This is a genomic window from Mycolicibacterium setense (assembly GCF_000805385.1).
Lineage (GTDB): Bacteria > Actinomycetota > Actinomycetes > Mycobacteriales > Mycobacteriaceae > Mycobacterium > Mycobacterium setense.
In genome coordinates, this window is record NZ_JTJW01000009.1 from 235,164 (window position 1) to 255,827 (window position 20,664).

Below are 20,664 nucleotides of genomic sequence, written 5' to 3' on the forward strand. Positions count from 1 at the left end.
GTGTCACTGGTATCGCACCTCCTGCGAGCGGCGGCGAACCACCGTCACTTCGTCACGCTGATTTCCGGTGGGGCCGAGATAGTTCCAGGCAAACGAGTGCTGGGCATATCCACCGGCCAGATGACTGGGCTTGACCAACAGCCGGGTCAGTGAATTGTGGATACCGCCGCGGGTCCCGGTGGTTTCGCTCAGCGGTACGTCGATGGTCCGTTCCTGGGCGTGGTAGACGTACACCACTCCCTCGGGCATGCGGTGGCTGACAACGGCACGGCAGACCAGCACGCCGTTACGGTTCACCGCCTCGATCCAATCGTTGTCCTTCACTTCGATCTTCGCGGCATCCAACGGGCTCATCCACATGGTGGGACCACCGCGTGACAGCGAGAGCATGAACAGGTTGTCCTGATACTCCGAGTGGATCGACCACTTGGAGTGCGGGGTCAGGTATCGCACGGTCAGGCCGATACCGTCACGCCCCAGCTTGGATTCGCCGAACAACCGCGCCATGTCCAGCGGCGGCCGATAGATCGGCAGCTGCTCGCCGAGTTCCTCCAACCAGTCGTGGTCGACGTAGAAGTGCATCCTCCCCGTGAGCGTGTGGAATGGCTTGAGCTCCTCGATGTTCACCGTGAACGGCGCGTAGCGGCGGCCGCCGGTCTCGCTGCCCGACCACTCCGGGCTGGTGATCACCGGGACCGGCCTGGCCTGGGTATCGGCGTAGGTGATCCGGCGCTCCTCGTTGCCGATGGCCAGGTGGATGAGCTTGCGACCGGTCCGCCGTTCGAGTTCTCGGAAGCCTTCCACGGCCAAGCGGCCGTTGGAGGTGCCGGATAGCGCCAGGATCACATCGGCCATCCGCTCGGCCGTGGTGATCGCCGGACGGCCCTGGCCGGCACCGGAATCCATCACCCCGAACTTCGCGGCGAGTTCGGCGACCTCCTGCTCCGGATGCGTGGTGATGCCCTTGGTGGTCAGGCCCAGAGTGTCGACGAGCGGCCCGAGTGCCGACCACTTTTCGGCGATCGCCGCGTAGTCGCGCTCGACCACCGCCAGAGGGCCCATCGTCTTGCCCGGCACCGGTGTCTCGCCGGTGGTCCGCCAATCGTGTTCGGTGCCACCGGGATAGGCCATCGCACCGGGAGTGTCGTGCTGCAGCGTGCCCATCACCACATCGGTGCGGGTGCCCAGGTGCCGAGCGGCCAGCGTGCTGAAGGTCCGGGCGATCGCGCCGAATGCCTCGAAGTCCGAGCGGGTTTCCCAGGGCGGGTCCACGGCCGGACTGAAGGCGTGGATGTACGGGTGCATGTCGGTGCTGGACAGATCGCCCTTCTCGTACCAGGTCGCCGCGGGCAGCACCACATCCGAGAGCAACGTCGTCGAGGTCATCCGGAAGTCGATCGACATCAGCAGATCCAGCTTGCCCTCGGGGATGTTCTCGGTCCACGCCACATCCTTGGGCCGTAATTCCTCCCCGGTGGGTTCGGCCTGCACGTTCGACGTCGTGCCCAGCAGATGGCGCAGGAAGTACTCGTTGCCCTTGCTGGAGGAGCCCAGCAGGTTGGCCCGCCAGACATTGAGCACGCGCGGCCAGTTGACCGGATTGTCCGGATCCGTGACCGCGAGTTTCAGCCCGCCACTTGCCAATTCCTCGGCCACATAGTCTGGCACCTCCCGGCCGGCCGCCTTGGCCTCGTCCACCACGTCGAGACTGGACCGGTCGAACTGCGGGAAGAACGGCGTCCAACCCATCGCCACCGCGGAAGTCATCACATCCATGGTGTGCTTGTCGCGGAAGCGGCCGCGGCCCACCGGACTGGACAGTGCATCGGCGCGGTACCCGTCGTAGCGCCACTGGTCAGTGTGCGCATACCAGTACGACGTGCCTGCCATCTGGCGTGGCGGGCGCGACCAGTCGGTGCCCATCGCCATAGCGGCCCACCCGGTGACGGGACGGCACTTCTCCTGGCCGACGTAGTGCGCCCAGCCGCCGCCGTTGCGGCCCATCGAACCGGTGAGCAGCAGTAGAGCCAGAACGGCGCGGTAGGTAGCGTCGCCGTGGAACCACTGGCAGATGCCGGCGCCCATGATGATCATCGACCGGCCGCCGGATTCCTCTGCATTGCGGGCGAATTCGCGTGCCACCCGGATCGCTTGGGCGGCAGACACGCCGGTGATCTGCTCCTGCCAGGCCGGGGTGTAGGGCCGGGAGGCGTCGTCGTACCCGGTGGGCCAGTCGCCGGGCAGGCCGGGCCGGTGTACCCCGTACTGGGCCAGCATCAGGTCGAAGACCGTGCACACCAGGTGTTCGCCGACGCGTCGCACCGGCACACCACGCTGCAGGGTCGCGCCGCTGCCGTCGACGGTGTCGAAACGCGGCAGCGTGATCTCGGCAGTCTCGAAGGTGTCCCCCAGCACCGTCAGAGCTGGAACCAGGTCCTCCAGGTCGAGATTCCACTTGCCGACACCGTCACTGCCATAACGGAATCCCAATGAGCCCTGCGGAACCGCGACACTGTTGCTGGCACCGTCGAGCAGCACCGGCTTGAACGCCGCATTCTCCTGTTCGGCTACCGGTCCGCCGAGATCGGCGGCGGTGAGATTCTTCGCAGGGACCAGCACTCCGTCGCGCTCTTCGAGCTTGACCAGGAACGGCAGATCGGTGAATCGGCGGACAAAGTCGACGAAGTACGGAATCCGGTTCTGTACAAAGCATTCGTCGAGGATGACATGGCCCATCGCCATCGCCAGCGCGCCGTCGGTGCCTGCCGCGCACGGCATCCACTCGTCGGCGAACTTGGTGTTGTCGGCGTAATCCGGGCTGACCGTCACCACTTTGGTTCCGCGGTAGCGGACCTCGGCCATCCAGTGCGCGTCGGGCGTACGGGTCACCGGGACGTTGGAGCCCCACATCATCAGATACGACGCGTCCCACCAGTCCCCGGACTCCGGCACGTCGGTCTGATCGCCGAACACCTGAGGGGAGGCCACCGGCAGATCGGCATACCAGTCGTAGAACGACGTCATCACCCCGCCGATGAGCTCCACGAACCGCGACCCGGCCGCGAACGACACCATCGACATCGCCGGGATGGGCGAGAATCCGGCCACCCGGTCCGGCCCGTAGGTCTTGATGGTGTGCACGTGTGCGGCGGCGATCATCTCGGTGGCCTCGGTCCAGCTGACCCGGACCAGCCCGCCCTTGCCGCGGGCCTGGTGATACCGCTTGCGGCGCTCGGGGTCACCCTGAATGTCGGCCCAGGCCAGTACCGGATCTTTCAAGCGCGCCTTGGCTTCCCGGTACATCTCGACCAGCACGCCCCGCGCATACGGATACCGCACCCGCGTCGGCGAGTAGGTGTACCAGGAGAATGCGGCGCCGCGCGGGCAGCCGCGCGGCTCGTACTCAGGACGGTCGGCCCCCACCGACGGATAGTCGGTCTCCTGGGTTTCCCAGGTGATGATCCCGTCCTTGACGTAGATCTTCCAGGAGCACGACCCCGTGCAGTTGACGCCGTGGGTCGAACGCACCACCTTGTCGTGACTCCACCGGTCACGGTAGAACACGTCGCCCTGACGGCCGCCTTGCCGTGTGACCGTACGCAGATCACCGGAGAACTCGCCGGCGGTGAAGAACCTGCCACTGCGTTCGAGCAACTCCTCGATCGATCCGCCGATGTGGGGCTTGGTCATTGGCGCGTCTCCTTGGCCCGCTCGGGTTCGTGGGCGTGCAATCGGAGCGCGGTGTAGCCGAACGCCAGCAGCGCGGTCGCGACCAGCAGCACAAGCCCGACCGAATAGTCGTGGTCCACTGCGTCGTACGTCGCACCCATCACCAACGGCGGGAAGTAGCCGCCCAAACCGCCTGCGGCAGCGACGATGCCGGTGACCGAGCCGACCTCCTTGGCCGGTGACCGGCGCGCCACCCAGGCGAACACGCCGCCGGTGCCGATGCCCAGGAAGATCGCCAGACCGATGAAGGTCGCCGCCGACCACACATCGGGCGGCGGTTGGAATATGGCGACGAACGCGAGTACGGCGGTGCCCGCGAAGGACGTGAGCACCACGTATTTGGGCGGGATGCGGTCTGAAAGCGCGCCGCCGATGGGGCGGGCCAGCACCGCGGCCAACGCGAATGCCGCTGTACGACTACCGGCTTGGACGGCGGAGAAGTCGTACACGTTCTTGATGTAGGTGGGCAGGTAGTTGCTGAACGCCACGAATCCACCGAAGGCCACCGCGTACAGGAACGACATCTCCCAAGTGACGGGGAGCTTCAACGCGGACTTGAGCTTGGGCATCACCGGATCGGTATTCGGCTGGAACGCCGGTGAATTACGCATCGCCACAAGACACAACAACGCGGTCAGCGCCAGGGCGACAGCGATGATGAGATGCGTGGGGAACAACCCGAACCAACGGACGAATCTCGGCGTGAAGAACGCCGACAAGGCCGTACCGACCATGCCCATACCGAACACGCCGGTGGCGTAGCCGCGGCGCGAAGCCTCATACCAGTTGTTGGCGAATGGGATTCCGACCGCGAAGATGGTGCCCGCGACGCCCAGGAAGAACCCGCACACCAACAACATCGGGTACGACCTGGCCTCGCCCGCCGCCCCGACGGCCAGCACCGGCACGATCGAGGCCAGCGTCACCGCCAGGAACATCGTGCGACCGCCGTACCTGTCGGTCAGCGCACCGACTGCCACCCGGCCGAGCGAGCCGACCAGGATCGGGGTCGCGACAAGCATCGAAGCCTGCGTGCTGCTCAGCTTCATGTCGCCGGCGTACGTCGTGGACAGCGGGCCGATCATGTTCCAGGCCCAGAAGTTGATGGCCGAGACCCAGGTGGCCAGCACGAGATTCATACTCTGCCCTTGGCCCAGGTACGGCGTACTTGCCGTGGTCACCACAACAGCAAAACATCATGTTCCTGCGGTCGCGTCATTTTCCGGGAAACGTTGCAGGCAGTTTCATGGAAATGTAATTTGCAACATGAGTGTGTCGAAATTAATCCCGTTGTGTCCCAACAATTAACTCGGCACGGCGGCAGTGGGACTCGCACTCCGCGCCGGCCGGGCTAATCCGCAATGGGTGATCTCACGGTCGGCGGACCCAGCGCTTCGGCCAGATCCGTGAGCCAGGCCCGGTCGGCGGGTACCCACGACAACTCGTCGAGTTCGTCGACCGTGACCCACCGCAGTGCCCGGTGATCGTGCGCCTGCGGAGTGCCCGAGATGAGGCTGACCCGATAGGCGCGCAGCGTCATGCCCGCCTTCAGTGCGACATCCGAACCCAGGCGGGCGCCGACGGTCACCTCGATGCCCAGTTCCTCCCGGAGTTCGCGGGCCAGGGCCTCGGCGTCGCTTTCGTCAAGGGCAACCTTGCCGCCAGGCAGTTCCCACAGTCCGGCCAACTCCGGGGGCCGCTGCCGTTGCGCCACCAACAGTCGGGCCTGCGAGAACAGCGCACCGGCCACCACGATCTGCTGATCCATCGCGCCTGACGGTATACCGTCGGGCATATGGCCGTGTTATCGAACGATCAGGTCGACGCCGCACTGCCCGATCTGCCGGGCTGGGAACGCGCGGCGGGCGCCCTGCGCAGATCCACCAAATTCCCGACATTCCTCGACGGCATCGACGCGGTACGCCGCGTGGCCGAGTTCGCCGAGGAGAAAGACCATCATCCTGATATTGACATTCGATGGCGCACAGTCACTTTCGCACTGGTGACGCATTCTGCCGGCGGCATCACCGAGAAGGACATCCAGATGGCGACGGAGATCAACCGGATTCTGTCCGACCAGCCGAGTTAGTCGCGATCCAGGCCAGCGTCGCCAGCGTGGCGGCGATGTAGATCATCCCGGCCCAGGCCAGATACCACGGCCGGCCGATCACCCAGATCGTCGGTTGGGCGAAGCTGAGCAGCCACGGCACCCCGACCAGGGTCAGCGCCAGCCAACCCCACCCCAGGATCCGTGCCCCCACCCGCTCGGCCAATGGCCCGTGCAGCAACCAGATCATCAGCGGGATCAGCCAGACCCAGTGGTGCGTCCACGAAATCGGTGAAAGCAGCAACCCGAACAGGCTCACGATCACGATGCCGCCGAGCCGGTCGGCACTGCCGCCGACCGCCCGCCACGCCAGTACGGCAAGGACCGCGGTGACGGCGATGCCGAGCAGTACGGCCGGGCCGTATCCGGCGTCGTGGCCGAGGATGCGCGAGATCCCGCCGCGCCACGACTGGTTGAACGACGTCCCGATCGGCCCGATCCGACTGGCGTCGCCCAGCAGCTCGGTGAAGTACCGGCGCGCCTCATCCCCCACCACCCACACCGAAACCGCGACCGTCCCGAAGAACACCACCGCCGAGAACACCGCGGTGGCCCATCGGCGCGCGCCGACGAAGTACAGCCCCGACACCGCGGGCGTCAGCTTCACCCCCGCGGCCAGGCCCACCAGCAAGCCCGACAGCCACCAACGATTGCTGTAGACGGCGTACAGCACCGCGAGCACGAGGACGACATTGACCTGTCCATAGTCGAATGTGCTGCGCAGCGGTTCGGTCCAGATACCGACGGCGGTCCACAGCATCGCGACACGCCGGGGCGCCGACCCGCCGAGCAACAGCTGACTGATCCGCACCACGCCGTACAGGGCGGCGATGATGCCGAGCTGCCAACAGAACGCGACCAGGCCGAAGGGCAGCAGGTGCAACGGATAGAACACCACCGCGGCGAACGGCGGATACGTGAAAGGCAGTGGGAAATCGGGCGTCTGGTCCGCGTAGACGTAGTCATAGAGCGCGCCCGCGTGGCCGTCGAGCGTGGCGGCGCCACCGACATAGACATGTAGATCGACGAAGTTGGCGCCGTTGGGGACGAGGTACGTCCAGGCCAGGCGCGCCACAACGCTGAGGACCAGCAACACGGGCGCCAGGCGGTAGAGCCGCGCGGTTGCTGAGATCTGGGTGGCCGGTTCGGTGTTAACGGACACGACTTTAGCGACCCGTCTTCGGCCACCTTGTGCCTGCCGTTTTTCATGCCGGCGCATCACGCCCAAGGCACTGCTCGGTAACGAATCCGGCCGATGCAGTAACGGTTGAATAACCGCCACACGTGTCCCTTGAGTAACACCAGTAACTCCGTAGTTTCGCCTTCAGACGTGCAAGCAACCGATTGGGAGAACCATGATCTTCACCTGGAAAGCACTTTCCACCAGCATGATCGCGGCCGCCGGCGCAGTCCCGGTCGCGTTGGCCCTCAGTGCCACAGCGAATGCCGAGCCGGTGCCTCCGGCCCCGGCCATCCCCGGCGCGCCGAACCTGCCGATCGTCAACCAGCTCGCGGGTGTGCCCGCCGCCGCGCCGCAACTGCTGCAGGGCGTGAGCTCCGCGTTGACCGGCACGCCCGCCGCCGCACCGGCACCTGCCCCGGGCGCCACCGCATCGGTGACGCTGCCGCAGGTGCCCTCGGCCGTCACACCGGCAGCCGCCAATGCCCCCCTGGGATCGCTGGTGCCGGGGTTGCCCGCCGCCCCGGCTGCCGCGCCTGCCGCAACCGCCGCACCGGCCGCCACGGCTCCGGCGACCGGACCCGCATCGCTGATCCCCTCCGCCGAGGTGAAGATCCCGCAGGTGCCCGGCATGCCGATTCCGCTGCCCCAGTCGGTGAATATCCCCGGTGACCTGGCTTCGCTGGCTCCGGTCGGCTCGCCGCTGGCCAGCCTGGCTCCGGCCGCGGCCCAGACGGCGCTGCCCGCCGCTGCCGCCGCAGCACCGGCCGCCGCCGCGGCTCCGGCAGTGGCAGCTCCCGCTGCCGCCGCCGCTCCCGGAATCTCCAACCCGGGTGTCGCAGCACTGGCACCGCTGCTGACCGCCGGCCTGCCCTGATCCACGAACTGGTCTGACCGCCCGAAACGATTGGGAAAGCCATGTCACCGCGCAAGTCACCGAGAATGTTGTTCGCCGGCGCCATCGCAGTCGGTACGTCGGCCGCGTTGCTGTTCGGCACCGGAGTAGCCGGCGCCGACCCGGCGCCGGCACCGTTGCCGATCGACAACGTGCAGGCACCCGGTCTGCCGGCGATGGAGGGCCTGAGCCCGATCATCCAGCAGGCGGCAGCCGATCCGGGAGGCGCGGTGCAGCTGTTGATGGCGGCCGCGCAGGCCTTCGCTGCCAACAAACAGGAATCGGCTGAATCCCGCAACGTCGCGACGGCGGTCAACCAGTTCGCAGCCCAGCCCGTCGCCGCACCCGAGCACGTTCCTGCTCTGGGTGCCGGCGGCGACGCTCACCTGCCGATGGGTGTCGACCCGGCCCACGCCGCCGGGCCACCGGCCCCCGAGGCGCTGCCCGCTCCGGCCCCTGCCCCGGCACCGGCACCCGCACCCGAGGGCGCACCCGCGCCCGCGCCCGAAGCAGTGCCGGCGGCGGCCACGATCCCGGCCCCGGCGCCTGCTCCTGAGGCGGCACCCGCTCCTGCCCCTGAGGCGGCACCGGCAGGCGCGCCGGCTCCAGGCTTCGGACCCAACACGCCGACGAAGCAGGACTTCATGTACCCGTCGATCAGCAACGGGTGCCTCAAAGACGGCGGAAACGTTCTGGCGACGGCGATCTCAGTGGCCGGACCCGCGACGATCCCGCTGCCCGGCCCGAAGGCAGGCCAGACCGCTTACGTGTTCACCGCGATCGGTACGCCGGGCCCGGCCGCCGAGCAGAAGCTTCCGCTCAACGCCACGTGGGTCAACCTGACGACCGGCAAGTCCGGAAGCGTGACGCTCCAGCCGCGCCCGGACCTCAACCCCGAGGGCCCGACCACGCTGACCGCGATCGCCGACACCGGATCGGGCAGCATCATGACGACGATCTTCGGACAGGTCACGACGACCGAGATGCAGTGCCAGTTCATGCCCACCATCGGATCCACGGTGGTGCCCTGACCACACCGTATGAATGGGGAAACGAAATTCCCGGTCGCTGGCCTCATGGCTTGCGACCGGGAATTTTGTTGGGGGCTGTTGAAGTCTGGGCCTCAGTAGGCCATGAAGAGAATCATCTCCCGGTCGTATTCGCGACCGGGGTGCTGCTGGGCCAAATGTGCCTGGGCCTTTTCGACCAGGTCGTCCTCGTCAGTCCCGCTGATCGCTTCTCCGCACGGGCAGTTCAGATGTGTCTTCGCCATATCTTCACTTTCGCATAGGTCCGCGAAGTTATCCGCCGAGTGTGCGCACAGATCGCGATACCAGGCCCAAACGCGATCTCACCGCACGCTCGACGGCGCGCTCAAGCCTTGGCGGCCTTGGCTTCTTTGGCGGCCGCCTTCTGGGCTTTCTTGTACGTGCGCACCTTCTGCAACGAGCCGGGATCAACCACATCGGCCACCGACATATACGAGCCGGCCTTGCCGTAATCCCCCGCGGCCTCCCGCCAGCCCTTCGGCGTCACGCCGTACTGCTTGCCCAACAGCGCCAAGAAGATCCGGGCTTTCTGATCACCGAACCCCGGCAGCCGCTTGAGCCTGCGCAGCACCTCGGCACCGTCGGGATCGCCGCCGGTCCACAACGCCGTCACGTCACCGTCGTATTCGTCGACGATCGCCCGCGCCAGTTCCTGCACCCGTTTGCCCATCGAGCCCGGAAACCGGTGAATGGCAGGGGTTTGCGACACCAACTCGATGAACTCGTCCGGGTTGTAGTCGGCGATCTTGTGCGCGTCGACATCACCGAGGCGGTCGGCGATCTTCTTCGGCCCGGCGAACGCCGTCTCCATCGGGATCTGCTGGTCCAACAACATCCCGACCAAAAGCGCGAACGGGTTGGCCTCCAGCAGGGCGTCGGCCTCCGGATCTTGTACCAGCTGCAGTTTTCCCACGTCGCCAGTCTAGAACCAGTCCCGTTTTTGACGTTTGTGTCGGTGGAGTGTGCGAATGTGTACGCGATAACCCGGTGATGTGCGCATAGGAGTTGGACATGAGACGTGTGATTGCGCCTCTTTTCGCGGCGGTGGTTACCGCTCTTGCGTTGGCCGCCACGGCCAACGCCATCCCAGACCAGGGCACGCCGGAATTCGACAACTACATGCAAGGCCTCGACCGCAACGGATTCCACCTGAATCCCGACACCGCATGGCGCGTCGCCCACCAGGCTTGCCAGGGCGGCATCCCGGGATACATCGGTTTGGAACTGGCTGCCCAAGGCGTGATCGGCCCCGGATCCCAGGATCGGGTGTACGAGGTGGCCAGAAAGTACGCCTGCCCCGTTCAATAGGTGAGCTAGCTGCGGTTTCGTCGCACAGCAATCTAAGGTTGGCCGCACGATGTCCGGCGAGGTTGCAGTTGCGCTGGCCCTGGCGCTGATTCTGGCGGCGGTCGCCGCCGTCGTCGTGGTGCGCACCCGAAAAGTGGTCGCGACCCCTACCGAACGTGCCGTGCACGCCGCGCTGCACACCGCGGCTCAGGCGGCCCGCGCACTGCGCCAGGGTCTGGACACCGAATCCGCCCAAACCGCTGCGCCCTACCTGCGTGAGTTGACCGGCACCGCGGGGCTGGCCCTGTTCGACGACGACGCGGCACTGCTGGCGCGTGACCACGACGACGACGCGATCTGGCAGTCAGACACCGACGAGGTCTGCGCCGACACCGCGCGGGAGTCGATCACCGCCGGGCGCCGGGTGCTTCGCACGGCACGCTCGACGGCGATCGTGGCCCAGCCGCTGCTGACCGAGGGCGGTGAGGTGCTCGGCGCCCTGGTCGTGCTGGCACCGGCCAGTCCCGGCCCGGGCATGCTCGGAGCGGTCGGCGAGGTGGCGCGCTATGCGGCCAGCCAGATCGAGCTGGCCGAACTCGACGCGTCGCGTGCCCGACTGGACCGGGCCGAGGTACTGGCGCTGCGTGCCCAGATCAGTCCGCACTTCATCTACAACGCGCTCAACACGATTGCCTCCTTCGTCCGCACCGATCCCGACCGGGCGCGTGAACTGATCATCGAATTCGCCGACTTCACCCGATATTCCTTCCGGGCGGCCGGGCAGTACACCACGCTGGCCGAGGAACTGCGCAACATCGATCGCTACCTCACGCTGGAGCGGGCGCGGTTCGGCACCAATCTGAAGGTGCGCCTGCAGGTGGCCCCGGAGGTGCTCAATGTCGTGGTGCCGTTTCTCGCACTGCAACCATTGGTGGAGAACGCCGTGCGGCACGGGCTGGCCGGCAACGGCGGCGGGTCGGTGGAGATCGTCGCGCGCGACGCCGGCACCGAATGCGTGATCACCGTCGAGGACGACGGCACAGGTATGGATCCGGACACGCTGCGCGCCGGGCCCGGCGACGCGTTGGCCGACCCCGCCGGCGAATCCGCCCACGTCGGCCTGACCAATGTGGACCATCGACTGCGGGCGGCGTTCGGCAACGATTACGGTCTTGTGGTCGAGACAGCGGTCGGTGCGGGCACGAAAGTGGTGATGCGCGTGCCGAAGTTCCGTTCAGGGGTCCGAGCCGGTGGAGGTGCGTTCGCATGAGCAAGCTTGCGAGCGAACCGTGACCGCCAACCTGACCGTGCTCGCCGTCGACGACGAGGCACCCGCGCTCGACGAGCTGGCCTACCTGCTGGGGCGCCACCCCGACATCGGCCAGGTGTACACCGCGTCCGACGCCACCTCGGCGCTGCGCGAGCTCAACCAGCACACCATCGACGCGGTGTTCCTCGACATCAACATGCCCGGTCTGTCGGGTATCGAATTGGCCGGTGTGCTGGCCAATTACGCGAACCGGCCCGCCGTGGTGTTCGTGACCGCCCACGAGGACAAGGCGGTGGCCGCCTTCGACGTCGGCGCCGTCGACTATCTGCTCAAGCCGATCCGGCAGAACCGCCTCGATGAGGCCGTGCGCCGCGTCGCCTCCGCTGCGGGCAGAGCCGGTGAGTCGCCCGGTCCGGCCACCGCCGAGGATCAGGACTGGAATGTGGTGCCCGCCGAACTGGGTGGCATCACGCACCTGGTGCCCCGCGACAGTATCGGCTGGGTCGAGGCCGAAGGGGATTACGCCAGGCTGCATTCGGCGACGGGTGCGCATCTGGTGCGAATCCCGTTGAGTACCTTGGAAAGCCGATGGCGTGATCATGGTTTTCAGCGCATCCACCGGTCCTATCTGGTGTCGCTGCGGCAGGTGACCGGCCTGCGCACATCCGACGGCGCGGTGCTGGTCCGGCTGCGGGCCAACGGGACCTCGCCGGCGGTGGAGCTGCCGGTGAGCCGACGTCAGGCGCGTGAACTGCGGGACCGGTTGGTCCGCGACCCGATGCGCTCACTCAAACCCGCGGACAGCGATGAGTGAGCGACCCGCAGCCGGTTCTGGCGGGCGGCCCGCTCCGCAACGGCAGCGCGTCGTGCTCGCCCACCGACGGGGCACCCGCATGGTGCGCACCCGTGTCGAGGTCCAGGAGCAGACGCAGGTGGGCGACGCGCTCGTCCGCGGACTGGTGCGGACTCAGCTCGGCCTCGCGCTGCGGCTGGCCGCGGTCGTGGTGACGATCGTGGTGGCACTCGTGCTGCTCGATGCCGCCGTGCCGGATCTGGCCGCGCTCACCGTGTTCGGGGTCCGGCTCAACTGGCTGATCCTGGCCGGGCTGATCTACCCGCTCTTGTACGGCGTAGGCCGGCTCTATGTGCGGCTGGCCGAACAGGGCGAACGGGATTTCGTCCGCGTCGTCGACAGCGAACCATGACCGGGGCACCGTTGACCGCCGCCGCGCTCCTGGCCGCCGTGGTGGCCACCATCGCGATCGGGGCGTACGGAGTCCGGTTGTCGCGCACCACCTCCGATTTTCTGGTGGCCTCCCGCAGCGTGGGCCCACAATGGAACGCCGCCGCGATCTCCGGCGAATACCTCTCCGCTGCTTCGTTTCTCGGGGTGGCCGGGCTGATCGCGAAGTACGGGGCCGACGCACTGTGGTACCCGGTCGGTTTCACCGCCGGCTACCTGGGCGTCTTGTTGTTCGTGGCGGCTCCCCTGCGCCGCTCCGGTGCCTACACCGTTCCCGACTTCGCCGAGTTCCGTCTCGGCTCGGTGCGGCTGCGCAAGGTGGCCATGCTCGTCGTCGTGGTGATCTGCCTGTTCTACCTGGCCCCGCAGTACCAGGGGGCCGGACTGGCCCTGAAAACGCTTCTGGGCGTTCCGGTCTGGGTCGGCCCGCTGCTGGTCGCCGCGATCGTCATCACCAATGTGGTGGCCGGTGGCATGCGATCGATCACCTTCGTGCAGGCCTTCCAATACTGGCTCAAGCTCACCGCCGTCGCCGTCCCGGCGCTGGCGCTGCTCGGGTTGTTCGTCAGCGACCGTGGCGAATTGGGCGGCCCACTGCCACCGACCGTGCAGCAGCAGACCACCGTGCAGGTCGAAACAGAAGTGGTGGTCCAGGTCATCGAACCGGCCGGCATCACCGTGACCGGCGATCTGGACGGACGCCACGTGCAGTCCGCCAGGATCAGCTCGCCGGGGCAGCACACCCTCGGCGCGGGCACCACGCTGACGCTGGCGGCAGGCGCGGCGACACCGGTGGTGGCCGGCACCCCGGGCACCGGCAGTGAGTGGATCGCCTCGGGCGGCGGCCTGGGCGGCGGGCATCCGCGGTATCAGGTGTTGTCCATCATCGTCGCGACGTTCCTGGGCACCATGGGCCTGCCGCATGTGCTGGTCCGCTTCTACACCAACCCCGACGGCAGGGCCGCGCGCCGAACCGCGCTCGCGGTGGTGGCGCTCCTGTCGGTGTTCTACCTGTTCCCGGTTCTGCTCGGCGTGTTCTCCCGGTTGTACGTCCCGCAGCTGTTGATAACCGGAACAGCCGACGCCGCAGTTCTTTTGGCGCCCGGGGCGGCTGTCGGCGGAATCGGCGGCCAGTTGCTGGCCGCGCTGGTGGCCGCGGGTGCCATAGCGGCGTTCCTGGCCACCTCCTCGGGCCTGCTGATCAGCGTCGCCGGCGCACTTGCCACCGACGTGCTGCGTGGCCGGGTGCGCGACTTCCGGATCGCCGCGGTGATCGGCGGGTTGATCCCGATCCCGTTGTCGCTCATGGTCTCCGGCCTGGAGCTGTCACGCAGCGTCGGCTTGGCGTTCGCCGTCGCGGCGTCGACGCTGTGTCCGCTGCTGGTACTCGGGATCTGGTGGCGCCGCCTGACCGTTGTGGGTGCGGCCTGCGGGCTCGTGGTGGGCGGCTGCCTCTGCGCCGGTGCGGTGCTCGTGGCGATCAGCGGCGGGGTGGACGACGACGTCCTCGGAGGCTGGCCGGCGGTGATGATCGGCTATCCGGCCGCGGTCAGTGTGCCCATCGCTTTCCTCACCATGATCGTGGTCAGTCTGTTCACCCGACCCACCCCCGGCGTCGCGCAGATCTTCGCGCGCATGCACGTCCCCGAGCGCCTCGGCCTGGGTGTCGAACGAGTGCCCGCAGGCTGACCCACCTGCCGCTCAGCCTTCTCTACCGACCGCTCAGCGCAGCGATGGCCGAGTTCGGCGTATCGACTGCGATACCGCTCCTGTGTGACCCACCTCTCAATTAGGTTCAGGCGATCCGCTCATAGCCAACTGTCAGGAGCCCTCGGTGCCCGAAATCGACTTTCCCGAGAGGGTTGCCCCCACCGGGGAGCAGTTCCTCGCGACGCAGGCAAGTCCAGAATTCCAGGAATTGCGTACCAGGTTGCGCCGCTTCGTCTTTCCGATGACGGCGTTCTTCCTGGTCTGGTACGGCCTCTATGTCGCGCTCGGCGCGTTCGCCCACGACTTCATGGCCATCCGGGTGTTCGGCAACGTCAATGTCGGTCTGCTGATCGGGCTGGGCCAGTTCCTGACCACGTTCGTGATCACCGGCCTGTACGTGCGCTTCGCCAACAAGGAACTCGACCCGCGGGCCACCGCCATCCGCGAAGAGCTGGAGGGCGAAGTCTGATGACCGTCACGACACTCGCCGCCGAAACCGTCGGCAATCCCGTCGCCAACATCGGCATCTTCAGCCTGTTCGTCGTCGTCACGATGATCGTGGTGATCAAGGCCAGCAAGCGCAACGCCACCGCCGACGAATTCTTCACCGGTGGCCGCGGCTTCTCGGGCCCGCAGAACGGCATCGCGATCGCCGGCGACTACCTGTCCGCGGCCAGCTTCCTCGGCATCGCCGGGGCCATCGCCGTCTACGGCTACGACGGCTTCCTGTACTCCATCGGCTTCCTGGTGGCCTGGCTGGTGGCGCTGCTGCTGGTGGCCGAATTGCTGCGCAACACCGGCAAATTCACGATGGCCGACGTCCTGAGCTTCCGACTCAAGCAACGGCCGGTCCGGCTGGCCGCGGCCATCTCGACGCTGACGGTATCGCTGTTCTACCTGCTGGCTCAGATGGCCGGGGCCGGCGGCCTGGTCGCCCTGCTGCTCGACGTCAACAGCCGGGTCGGCCAATCGATCGTGATCGCCGTCGTCGGCATCCTGATGATCGTCTACGTCCTGGTCGGCGGCATGAAGGGCACCACCTGGGTGCAGATCATCAAAGCCGTCCTGCTGATCGCCGGCGCCGCCCTGATGACCGTGATGGTGCTGAGCAAGTTCGGGCTGAACTTCTCGGAGATTCTCGGCTCGGCGCAGTCGGCCATCTCCGAGGCCACCACCAAGGGCGTGTCGAGCCGCGACGTCCTGGCACCGGGTGCGCAGTACGGCGGATCACTCACCTCGCAGATCAACTTCATCTCGCTGGCGCTGGCGCTGGTGCTCGGCACCGCGGGCCTGCCGCACGTGCTGATGCGCTTCTACACCGTACCCACCGCGAAAGAGGCTCGGCGGTCGGTGGTTTGGGCGATCGCGCTGATCGGCGCCTTCTACCTGTTCACCTTGGTGCTCGGTTACGGCGCGGCCGCACTGGTCGGCCCCGACCGGATCCTGGGAGCGGCCGGCGGCGTGAACTCCGCGGCCCCGCTGCTGGCGTTCGAGCTCGGCGGGGTGATCCTGCTCGGAGTCATCTCCGCGGTGGCATTCGCGACGATCCTGGCGGTAGTAGCCGGCCTGACCATCACCGCGTCGGCGTCCTTCGCCCACGACGTCTACGCGTCAGTGCTCAAGTCGCACAAGGTCACCGAGGCGGAGCAGGTGAAGGTCTCCCGGATCACCGCCGTCGTGCTGGGGGTGTTCGCGATCGGGCTGGGCATCCTGGCCAACGGCCAGAACGTGGCATTCCTGGTCGCCCTGGCGTTCGCTGTGGCCGCCGCGGCCAACCTGCCGACGATCCTGTACTCGCTGTACTGGAAGCGGTTCAACACCCGCGGCGCGTTGTGGAGCATGTACGGCGGCCTGATCTCGACCATCGTGCTGATCGTGTTCTCCCCCGCGGTGTCGGGCAGCGCGACCGCAATGATCCCGGGCGCGGACTTCGCCTGGTTCCCATTGGCCAACCCGGGCATCGTGTCCATCCCGCTGGCGTTCGCGCTCGGCATCATCGGCACGCTCACCTCGCCCGACACCGGGGACGCTGAGCTCAACGCCGAGATGGAAGTGCGGTCGCTGACGGGGGTGGGCGCCGAGAAGGCGGTCAGCCACTAGCTTCCCCTTCGCCGAAACGGCATTCCGGCAGAGAACCTGCGAGTAGCAGCCTGCTGGAATGCCGTTTCGGCGGAAGTTGAGTGCTTCTACCTAGGGATTACGCGGCCGCGGGGCCTTAGCGTTTCTGCCATGACCCTTGCTGCTGACCCAGCTGCCGAGAAAGCCCCTGCGAAGGGCCTGTTCCCGTCCCCTGCCGAGGTCGAGGCCCAGACCCCTGCCGACCGGGACCGGGCCATCGACGTCATCCGCATCGTCTCGCTGGTCGGTGTGGTGTTCGGCCACACCGTCATGGCCACCAGCACCATCCGCGACGACGTGTTCATCTGGAGCAACCTGCTCACGGCGTCCACTGTCTTCCAGGCGCTCACCTGGGTGTTCCAGATCATGCCGTTGTTCTTCTTCGCCGGGGTGGCCGCGTCGGTGCAGTCCTGGCAACCGGGTGCTTCCTGGGGCGGCTGGCTGCTCAAGCGCTGCACGCGGCTGTACCGCCCGGTGTTCTACTACCTGGCCTTCTGGACCGTGGCGCTTGTGATGTTGCGGTTCGTGCTGCCGGTCCATGTGTATGAACCGATCGCCGGGATCTCCATCCAGCTGCTGTGGTTCCTCGGCGCGTATGTCCTCGTGTTGGCGGCGGTGCCGCTGCTGGCTCGCATCACCACGACCGCACAAATGGCCGGCGCGATCGTCGGCACCTACGCCGTCATCGCCGTCGTCGACATCGTCCGCATCAATGTCGACGGCTACGCCGCGCTCGGCTATCTCAACACCGTGGTGTGGTTGATTCCCGGTGTGTTCGGCGTGGCCTACCGCCGCCGGCTGCTCTCGAGCGCCGCCGCCCTCAAGGTCGGCGTCGGGATGCTCCTCGTCAACCTGGGACTGCTGTACTTCGGCCCGTATGAGCTGAGCCTGGTCGGCATCGAGACCCAGCACCTGAAGAACATGACTCCGCCGTCGCTGCTCCTCGCCGGGCACGCAATCATGATGTGCGCGTTCGCGATTGCCGCCGCCCCGGCCATCAACCGGTGGGCACGGAGGCCGCGGGTGTGGTGGCTGACCGCGATCGGTAACTCCGGCGCGATGACGCTGTACCTGTGGCACATGCCGCTGCTGCTCGGCCTGCATCTGGTGTTCGATTATCTCGGTCTGGACCGCTATGACCCGTCCGCGCCCGGCTTCCTGGCGCTGTCGGTGCTGCAACTGGCGTTGATGGCCGGCCTGGTCGCGATCGCGTTCATCGCGCTGCGGCCCTTGGAGAACAACCCGCTGCCGCTGTGGGACGGCGGCACGGCCGGCACCGGGATGCATAGCACTGCCGTGGGTTTATTGCTCTGTGTGGCCGGTGCGGCCACGCTGACCTCGGTGGCCTGGGGTCTGAAGGATCAGGGTGTGTACTGCGTGGCTGTCATGCTCGCGGCGCTCGTCGCAGCCCGCGCGCTGGCGTCTACGCGGCGGATCACTGCTCAATACTGACTGCGATCCGCCGCGCTGATGACGGTGCATGCCTATGCAGCCCGGTCGAGCCGAGTGAACTCGCACCCCGGCCCGCACGGGTGGCCGGATACGGCGATCCCGTGCCGCTGCAGCACCAGCGCGATCTTGGCTGCGGTCTGGCACGGCCGGTCGAAGACTTGCCCGTAGGAGAGTCTGACGGTTGACCGGCCGTCGACGGCGGCGTCGAGATCCCGCTCGAAGTCCGCATCCCGCCCCGTTGCCGAATCGTGAAACACCCGCCCGTCGAGTTCGACGACAAGCCGCTCGCCGTATTCGGCGTCGCGATAGCAGACACCGACAGATGACGCCGATCGTTTCTGTCGGATGGCGCGGGGTAGACCGTGCGGCCGCTCGACGCGAACGAGATAGCCATGCTCAAGGACCGAGCAGGTGCCGTCGGCGATATCGACCAATACCGCGCGTAACCACCGTCGACGGCGAACCCGCCCACGATCGTCAAGGGTGTGCAGGAGCCGTCGCGCGGTGGTGCGTCGCGATTGGCAGGCGTTGGCCAGGACCGCGATGGCATCGAGTTCGGACTTGGCCTGGCAAGCGACGTCGAGCGCGGCTTCCTCGTAACGCATCCGTGGTGGGCTGACGTTCCACAGCACGCGTTCGTCAAGATGCGCGACCCGGTGAATGCGGACTCCAGCCGGCTCAGCCAACATCGACCGTTGTCGCGCGACGGCGACATGGATGGGCAACGTGTCAGGTTTGAGGGCCGATTCAAAGCACAGCGCCGCCGGAGCCGCGTAAAGCACTGCCGCCCAGGCACGTTGCGACCAGGTCAGCGGTCCGGTGTGGTCGACATACACCCCCGCGTGGACCCGCGCCCACTCGTTGCGTCTCAGCAACCGCCGAATCTCATGCTCAGCCAGACCAGCGGCCAACGCCTGCCCGCGCGAGATGACCCCGTCCTGCTGCCCAAGCACATCGTCGACGTCCATCGAGTCGATACTCGTTGATCGGCGCGGCAGCGACCAGACGCATTTCGGGGAGCTGTGGATAACCGTCAACGCGGCGAATTACTGCTCGATACTGACTGCTATTCGCCGCCTTGATGGATCGCGGGCTAGCCGCTCTTGCGCCGGAACTCGCGCCGGTTCTCCACCGGCCCGTGCGCCCGCGGCTGCTTACGGCCGCCGTCCGCGTGCGATGCGCCTCCGGCCGACTGCGCCTTCTTGCGTTCCAGCGCCTCCCGGAATTTGCGCTTGTTGTCGTCTTCGGGAGTCTCGTCAGCCATATGCCGCAGCGTAGCCTGCCGATGACACCGCCGTCATGCTCTTTACCGCAGGCCCGGCGGCATGCCGTACACATGCGTGATCGGCAGCGTCAGCAGCACACGGCGGTCGTCGACCATGGCACGCCGATAGTCATCCCAATCCGGATGTTCACCGGCGATGTTGCGGTACAACGCAATAAGCCCTTCGACCGTGTCGTCGTCAGGAGCTGAGGCGGGCGGGGTGAGGATCGCGTCACCCTCGGCAACGGCATACGACCAGCCGTCGTCGGAGCTGACATGGATGGACGCCCGCGGATCCCGCCGCAGATTGCGGGTCTTGGCCCGCGGTTCGGTGATGGACACCTGGATCTGCACCGCACGCGGATCGAAGTGATAGGACACATTGGACAGCTGCGGACGACCGTCCTGTTTGATGGTCGCGAGAACTCCCAGCGAGTTGCCGCCGATCAAGGCCAAAAGCTTGTCGTCGAAAACCTGGCGTCCCATGTGACGAGCGTACGTCTTTACCATCGGTTCGATGAGTGTGATTGACGGCAACACCCTCGCCGGCGTCTCGGAGACCTCCCTGTGGACCCTGAGCAACCGTGGCAAGGAGGCCAGGCGTTCCGACGGCGTGATCCGTGACCCGTGGGCGGTGGCGCTACTCGACGCGATCGACTTCGACTACGGCAAGTTCGGCGGGCCCATGCAAGCCCATGCCCTACGGGCCCGCGCGTTCGACGTCGAGACCCGCGACTACCTCTCGACCCATCCGAAGGCCGCTGTGGTGGCACTCGCCGAGGGACTGCAGACCAGTTTCTGGCGGCTCGATCAGGCCGGGGTGGCCGGTGAATTGACCTGGTATTCCGTCGATCTACCGCCGGTGATGGCGATCCGTGATCGCCTGCTGCCCCATGATGACCGCATCGTGGCACTGGCGCAGTCGGCGCTCGACCGCAGCTGGATGGACCGCGTCGACGCGGCAGACGGCGTGTTCATCACGGCCGAGGGCTTGCTGATGTACCTCGAACCCGACGACGTGCGCAGCCTGATCGCGGACTGCGCGGCCCGCTTCCCCGGCGGGCGGATGGTGTTCGACTCGATTCCGCCGTGGGTCAGCCGACGCACCATGAAGGGCTGGCACCTGTCCAACCGCTACATCGCGCCACCCATGCCGTTCGCCCTGACCGCTGACGAGGGCCTGGCCATGGCGGGTACGGGACCGGGCGCGATCGCCGGGGTGCGGTCGGCTCGCGACGTGGCGATGCCACCGGGACGTGGTCTGTTCAAGCTGGCGGCCCAGCCATGGCCGGACCGGATCGACCTGATCCACCGCAACCGCCCGTCCATCACGGTGCTGGACTTCTGACCGGCCGGATTC

The 20,664-nt window shown here is 67.0% G+C and carries 21 protein-coding genes; 12 read left to right on the forward strand and 9 right to left on the reverse strand.

Annotated features, from left to right (window positions below):
- Positions 1-3: 3 nt before the first annotated feature.
- The 3 genes from QQ25_RS23725 to QQ25_RS23735 form a co-directional block, all read right to left on the reverse strand.
- Entirely contained in the window at positions 4-3,690 is a 3,687-nt protein-coding gene (locus QQ25_RS23725) for a nitrate reductase subunit alpha (protein WP_039381413.1), read from the reverse strand.
- Positions 3,687-4,910, reverse strand: coding sequence for a nitrate/nitrite transporter (locus QQ25_RS23730; RefSeq protein WP_039324474.1), 1,224 nt, complete (start codon positions 4,908-4,910; stop codon positions 3,687-3,689). Before QQ25_RS23730 ends, QQ25_RS23725 begins: the two co-directional genes overlap by 4 nt.
- A 170-nt stretch (positions 4,911-5,080) precedes the next feature.
- Positions 5,081-5,497, reverse strand: coding sequence for a (deoxy)nucleoside triphosphate pyrophosphohydrolase (locus QQ25_RS23735; RefSeq protein ID WP_039381721.1), 417 nt, complete (start codon positions 5,495-5,497; stop codon positions 5,081-5,083).
- A 27-nt stretch (positions 5,498-5,524) separates the two neighbouring features.
- On the opposite strand from QQ25_RS23735, the gene QQ25_RS23740 reads away from it, so the two are divergent.
- On the forward strand, positions 5,525-5,818 hold the full coding sequence (locus QQ25_RS23740; RefSeq protein ID WP_039323760.1) for a 4a-hydroxytetrahydrobiopterin dehydratase: 294 nt from the start codon (positions 5,525-5,527) through the stop codon (positions 5,816-5,818).
- Here the strand turns inward: QQ25_RS23740 and QQ25_RS23745 are convergent.
- Positions 5,787-7,055 carry a mannosyltransferase gene (locus QQ25_RS23745; RefSeq protein ID WP_082017657.1) on the reverse strand — a complete coding sequence of 423 codons (1,269 nt, stop codon included), beginning with the start codon at positions 7,053-7,055 and terminating at the stop codon, positions 5,787-5,789. The two genes, QQ25_RS23740 and QQ25_RS23745, sit on opposite strands and share 32 nt — an antisense overlap.
- A 136-nt stretch (positions 7,056-7,191) precedes the next feature.
- Between QQ25_RS23745 and QQ25_RS23750 the strand changes: the two genes are divergently transcribed.
- Entirely contained in the window at positions 7,192-7,893 is a 702-nt protein-coding gene (locus tag QQ25_RS23750; RefSeq protein ID WP_039323763.1) for a hypothetical protein, read from the forward strand.
- 41 nt (positions 7,894-7,934) lie between these two features.
- Positions 7,935-8,942 carry an Rv1157c family protein gene (locus QQ25_RS23755; RefSeq protein WP_039323765.1) on the forward strand — a complete coding sequence of 336 codons (1,008 nt, stop codon included), beginning with the start codon at positions 7,935-7,937 and terminating at the stop codon, positions 8,940-8,942.
- Between the two features lie 92 nt (positions 8,943-9,034).
- Here QQ25_RS23755 and QQ25_RS30265 read toward each other — a convergent pair whose 3' ends face one another.
- Both QQ25_RS30265 and QQ25_RS23760 read right to left on the reverse strand, forming a co-directional pair.
- Positions 9,035-9,184 carry a DUF1059 domain-containing protein gene (locus QQ25_RS30265; RefSeq protein WP_003882209.1) on the reverse strand — a complete coding sequence of 50 codons (150 nt, stop codon included), beginning with the start codon at positions 9,182-9,184 and terminating at the stop codon, positions 9,035-9,037.
- Positions 9,185-9,285: 101 nt separating this feature from the next.
- Positions 9,286-9,873 (reverse strand): HhH-GPD-type base excision DNA repair protein, encoded by a 588-nt coding sequence (locus tag QQ25_RS23760; protein ID WP_039323767.1) that lies wholly within the window; start codon positions 9,871-9,873, stop codon positions 9,286-9,288.
- A gap of 98 nt (positions 9,874-9,971) precedes the next feature.
- Between QQ25_RS23760 and QQ25_RS23765 the strand changes: the two genes are divergently transcribed.
- The 8 genes from QQ25_RS23765 to QQ25_RS23800 all read left to right on the forward strand — a co-directional run bounded on the left by QQ25_RS23765 (position 9,972) and on the right by QQ25_RS23800 (position 18,040).
- Positions 9,972-10,268, forward strand: coding sequence for a DUF732 domain-containing protein (locus QQ25_RS23765; RefSeq protein ID WP_101906488.1), 297 nt, complete (start codon positions 9,972-9,974; stop codon positions 10,266-10,268).
- 49 nt (positions 10,269-10,317) lie between these two features.
- The gene (locus tag QQ25_RS23770; protein ID WP_039381415.1) at positions 10,318-11,517 is read left to right on the forward strand and encodes a sensor histidine kinase; all 1,200 of its coding nucleotides are present in this window, start codon (positions 10,318-10,320) and stop codon (positions 11,515-11,517) included.
- A 19-nt stretch (positions 11,518-11,536) separates the two neighbouring features.
- On the forward strand, positions 11,537-12,331 hold the full coding sequence (locus QQ25_RS23775) for a LytR/AlgR family response regulator transcription factor (protein ID WP_039381725.1): 795 nt from the start codon (positions 11,537-11,539) through the stop codon (positions 12,329-12,331).
- Positions 12,324-12,722, forward strand: a complete 399-nt coding sequence (locus tag QQ25_RS23780) for a hypothetical protein (RefSeq protein ID WP_052236019.1) — start codon at positions 12,324-12,326, stop codon at positions 12,720-12,722. Before QQ25_RS23775 ends, QQ25_RS23780 begins: the two co-directional genes overlap by 8 nt.
- Complete coding sequence (locus QQ25_RS23785) at positions 12,719-14,449, forward strand: sodium/solute symporter (protein ID WP_039323776.1); 1,731 nt, start codon at positions 12,719-12,721, stop codon at positions 14,447-14,449. Before QQ25_RS23780 ends, QQ25_RS23785 begins: the two co-directional genes overlap by 4 nt.
- Positions 14,450-14,594: 145 nt before the next feature.
- Complete coding sequence (locus tag QQ25_RS23790; protein WP_039323779.1) at positions 14,595-14,939, forward strand: DUF485 domain-containing protein; 345 nt, start codon at positions 14,595-14,597, stop codon at positions 14,937-14,939.
- Positions 14,939-16,570, forward strand: a complete 1,632-nt coding sequence (locus QQ25_RS23795; RefSeq protein ID WP_039381417.1) for a monocarboxylic acid transporter — start codon at positions 14,939-14,941, stop codon at positions 16,568-16,570. The genes QQ25_RS23790 and QQ25_RS23795 overlap by 1 nt, the downstream gene beginning before the upstream one ends.
- Before the next feature lie 129 nt (positions 16,571-16,699).
- On the forward strand, positions 16,700-18,040 hold the full coding sequence (locus QQ25_RS23800) for an acyltransferase family protein (RefSeq protein WP_052236020.1): 1,341 nt from the start codon (positions 16,700-16,702) through the stop codon (positions 18,038-18,040).
- A gap of 32 nt (positions 18,041-18,072) precedes the next feature.
- On the opposite strand, the gene QQ25_RS23805 is transcribed toward QQ25_RS23800, so the two are convergent.
- From QQ25_RS23805 to QQ25_RS23810, 3 genes are all read right to left on the reverse strand, one after another.
- Positions 18,073-19,008, reverse strand: coding sequence for a type IV toxin-antitoxin system AbiEi family antitoxin domain-containing protein (locus QQ25_RS23805; protein WP_039381420.1), 936 nt, complete (start codon positions 19,006-19,008; stop codon positions 18,073-18,075).
- Positions 19,009-19,133: 125 nt separating this feature from the next.
- On the reverse strand, positions 19,134-19,304 hold the full coding sequence (locus tag QQ25_RS30655) for a DUF5302 domain-containing protein (protein ID WP_101906487.1): 171 nt from the start codon (positions 19,302-19,304) through the stop codon (positions 19,134-19,136).
- A gap of 42 nt (positions 19,305-19,346) precedes the next feature.
- Positions 19,347-19,790: a PPOX class F420-dependent oxidoreductase gene (locus tag QQ25_RS23810; RefSeq protein ID WP_039381422.1), complete on the reverse strand. Its 444-nt coding sequence runs from the start codon at positions 19,788-19,790 to the stop codon at positions 19,347-19,349.
- Between the two features lie 31 nt (positions 19,791-19,821).
- On the opposite strand from QQ25_RS23810, the gene QQ25_RS23815 reads away from it, so the two are divergent.
- A complete protein-coding gene (locus QQ25_RS23815; protein ID WP_039381425.1) occupies positions 19,822-20,652 on the forward strand; it encodes a class I SAM-dependent methyltransferase in 831 nt (276 codons plus the stop codon).
- Positions 20,653-20,664: the final 12 nt, after the last annotated feature.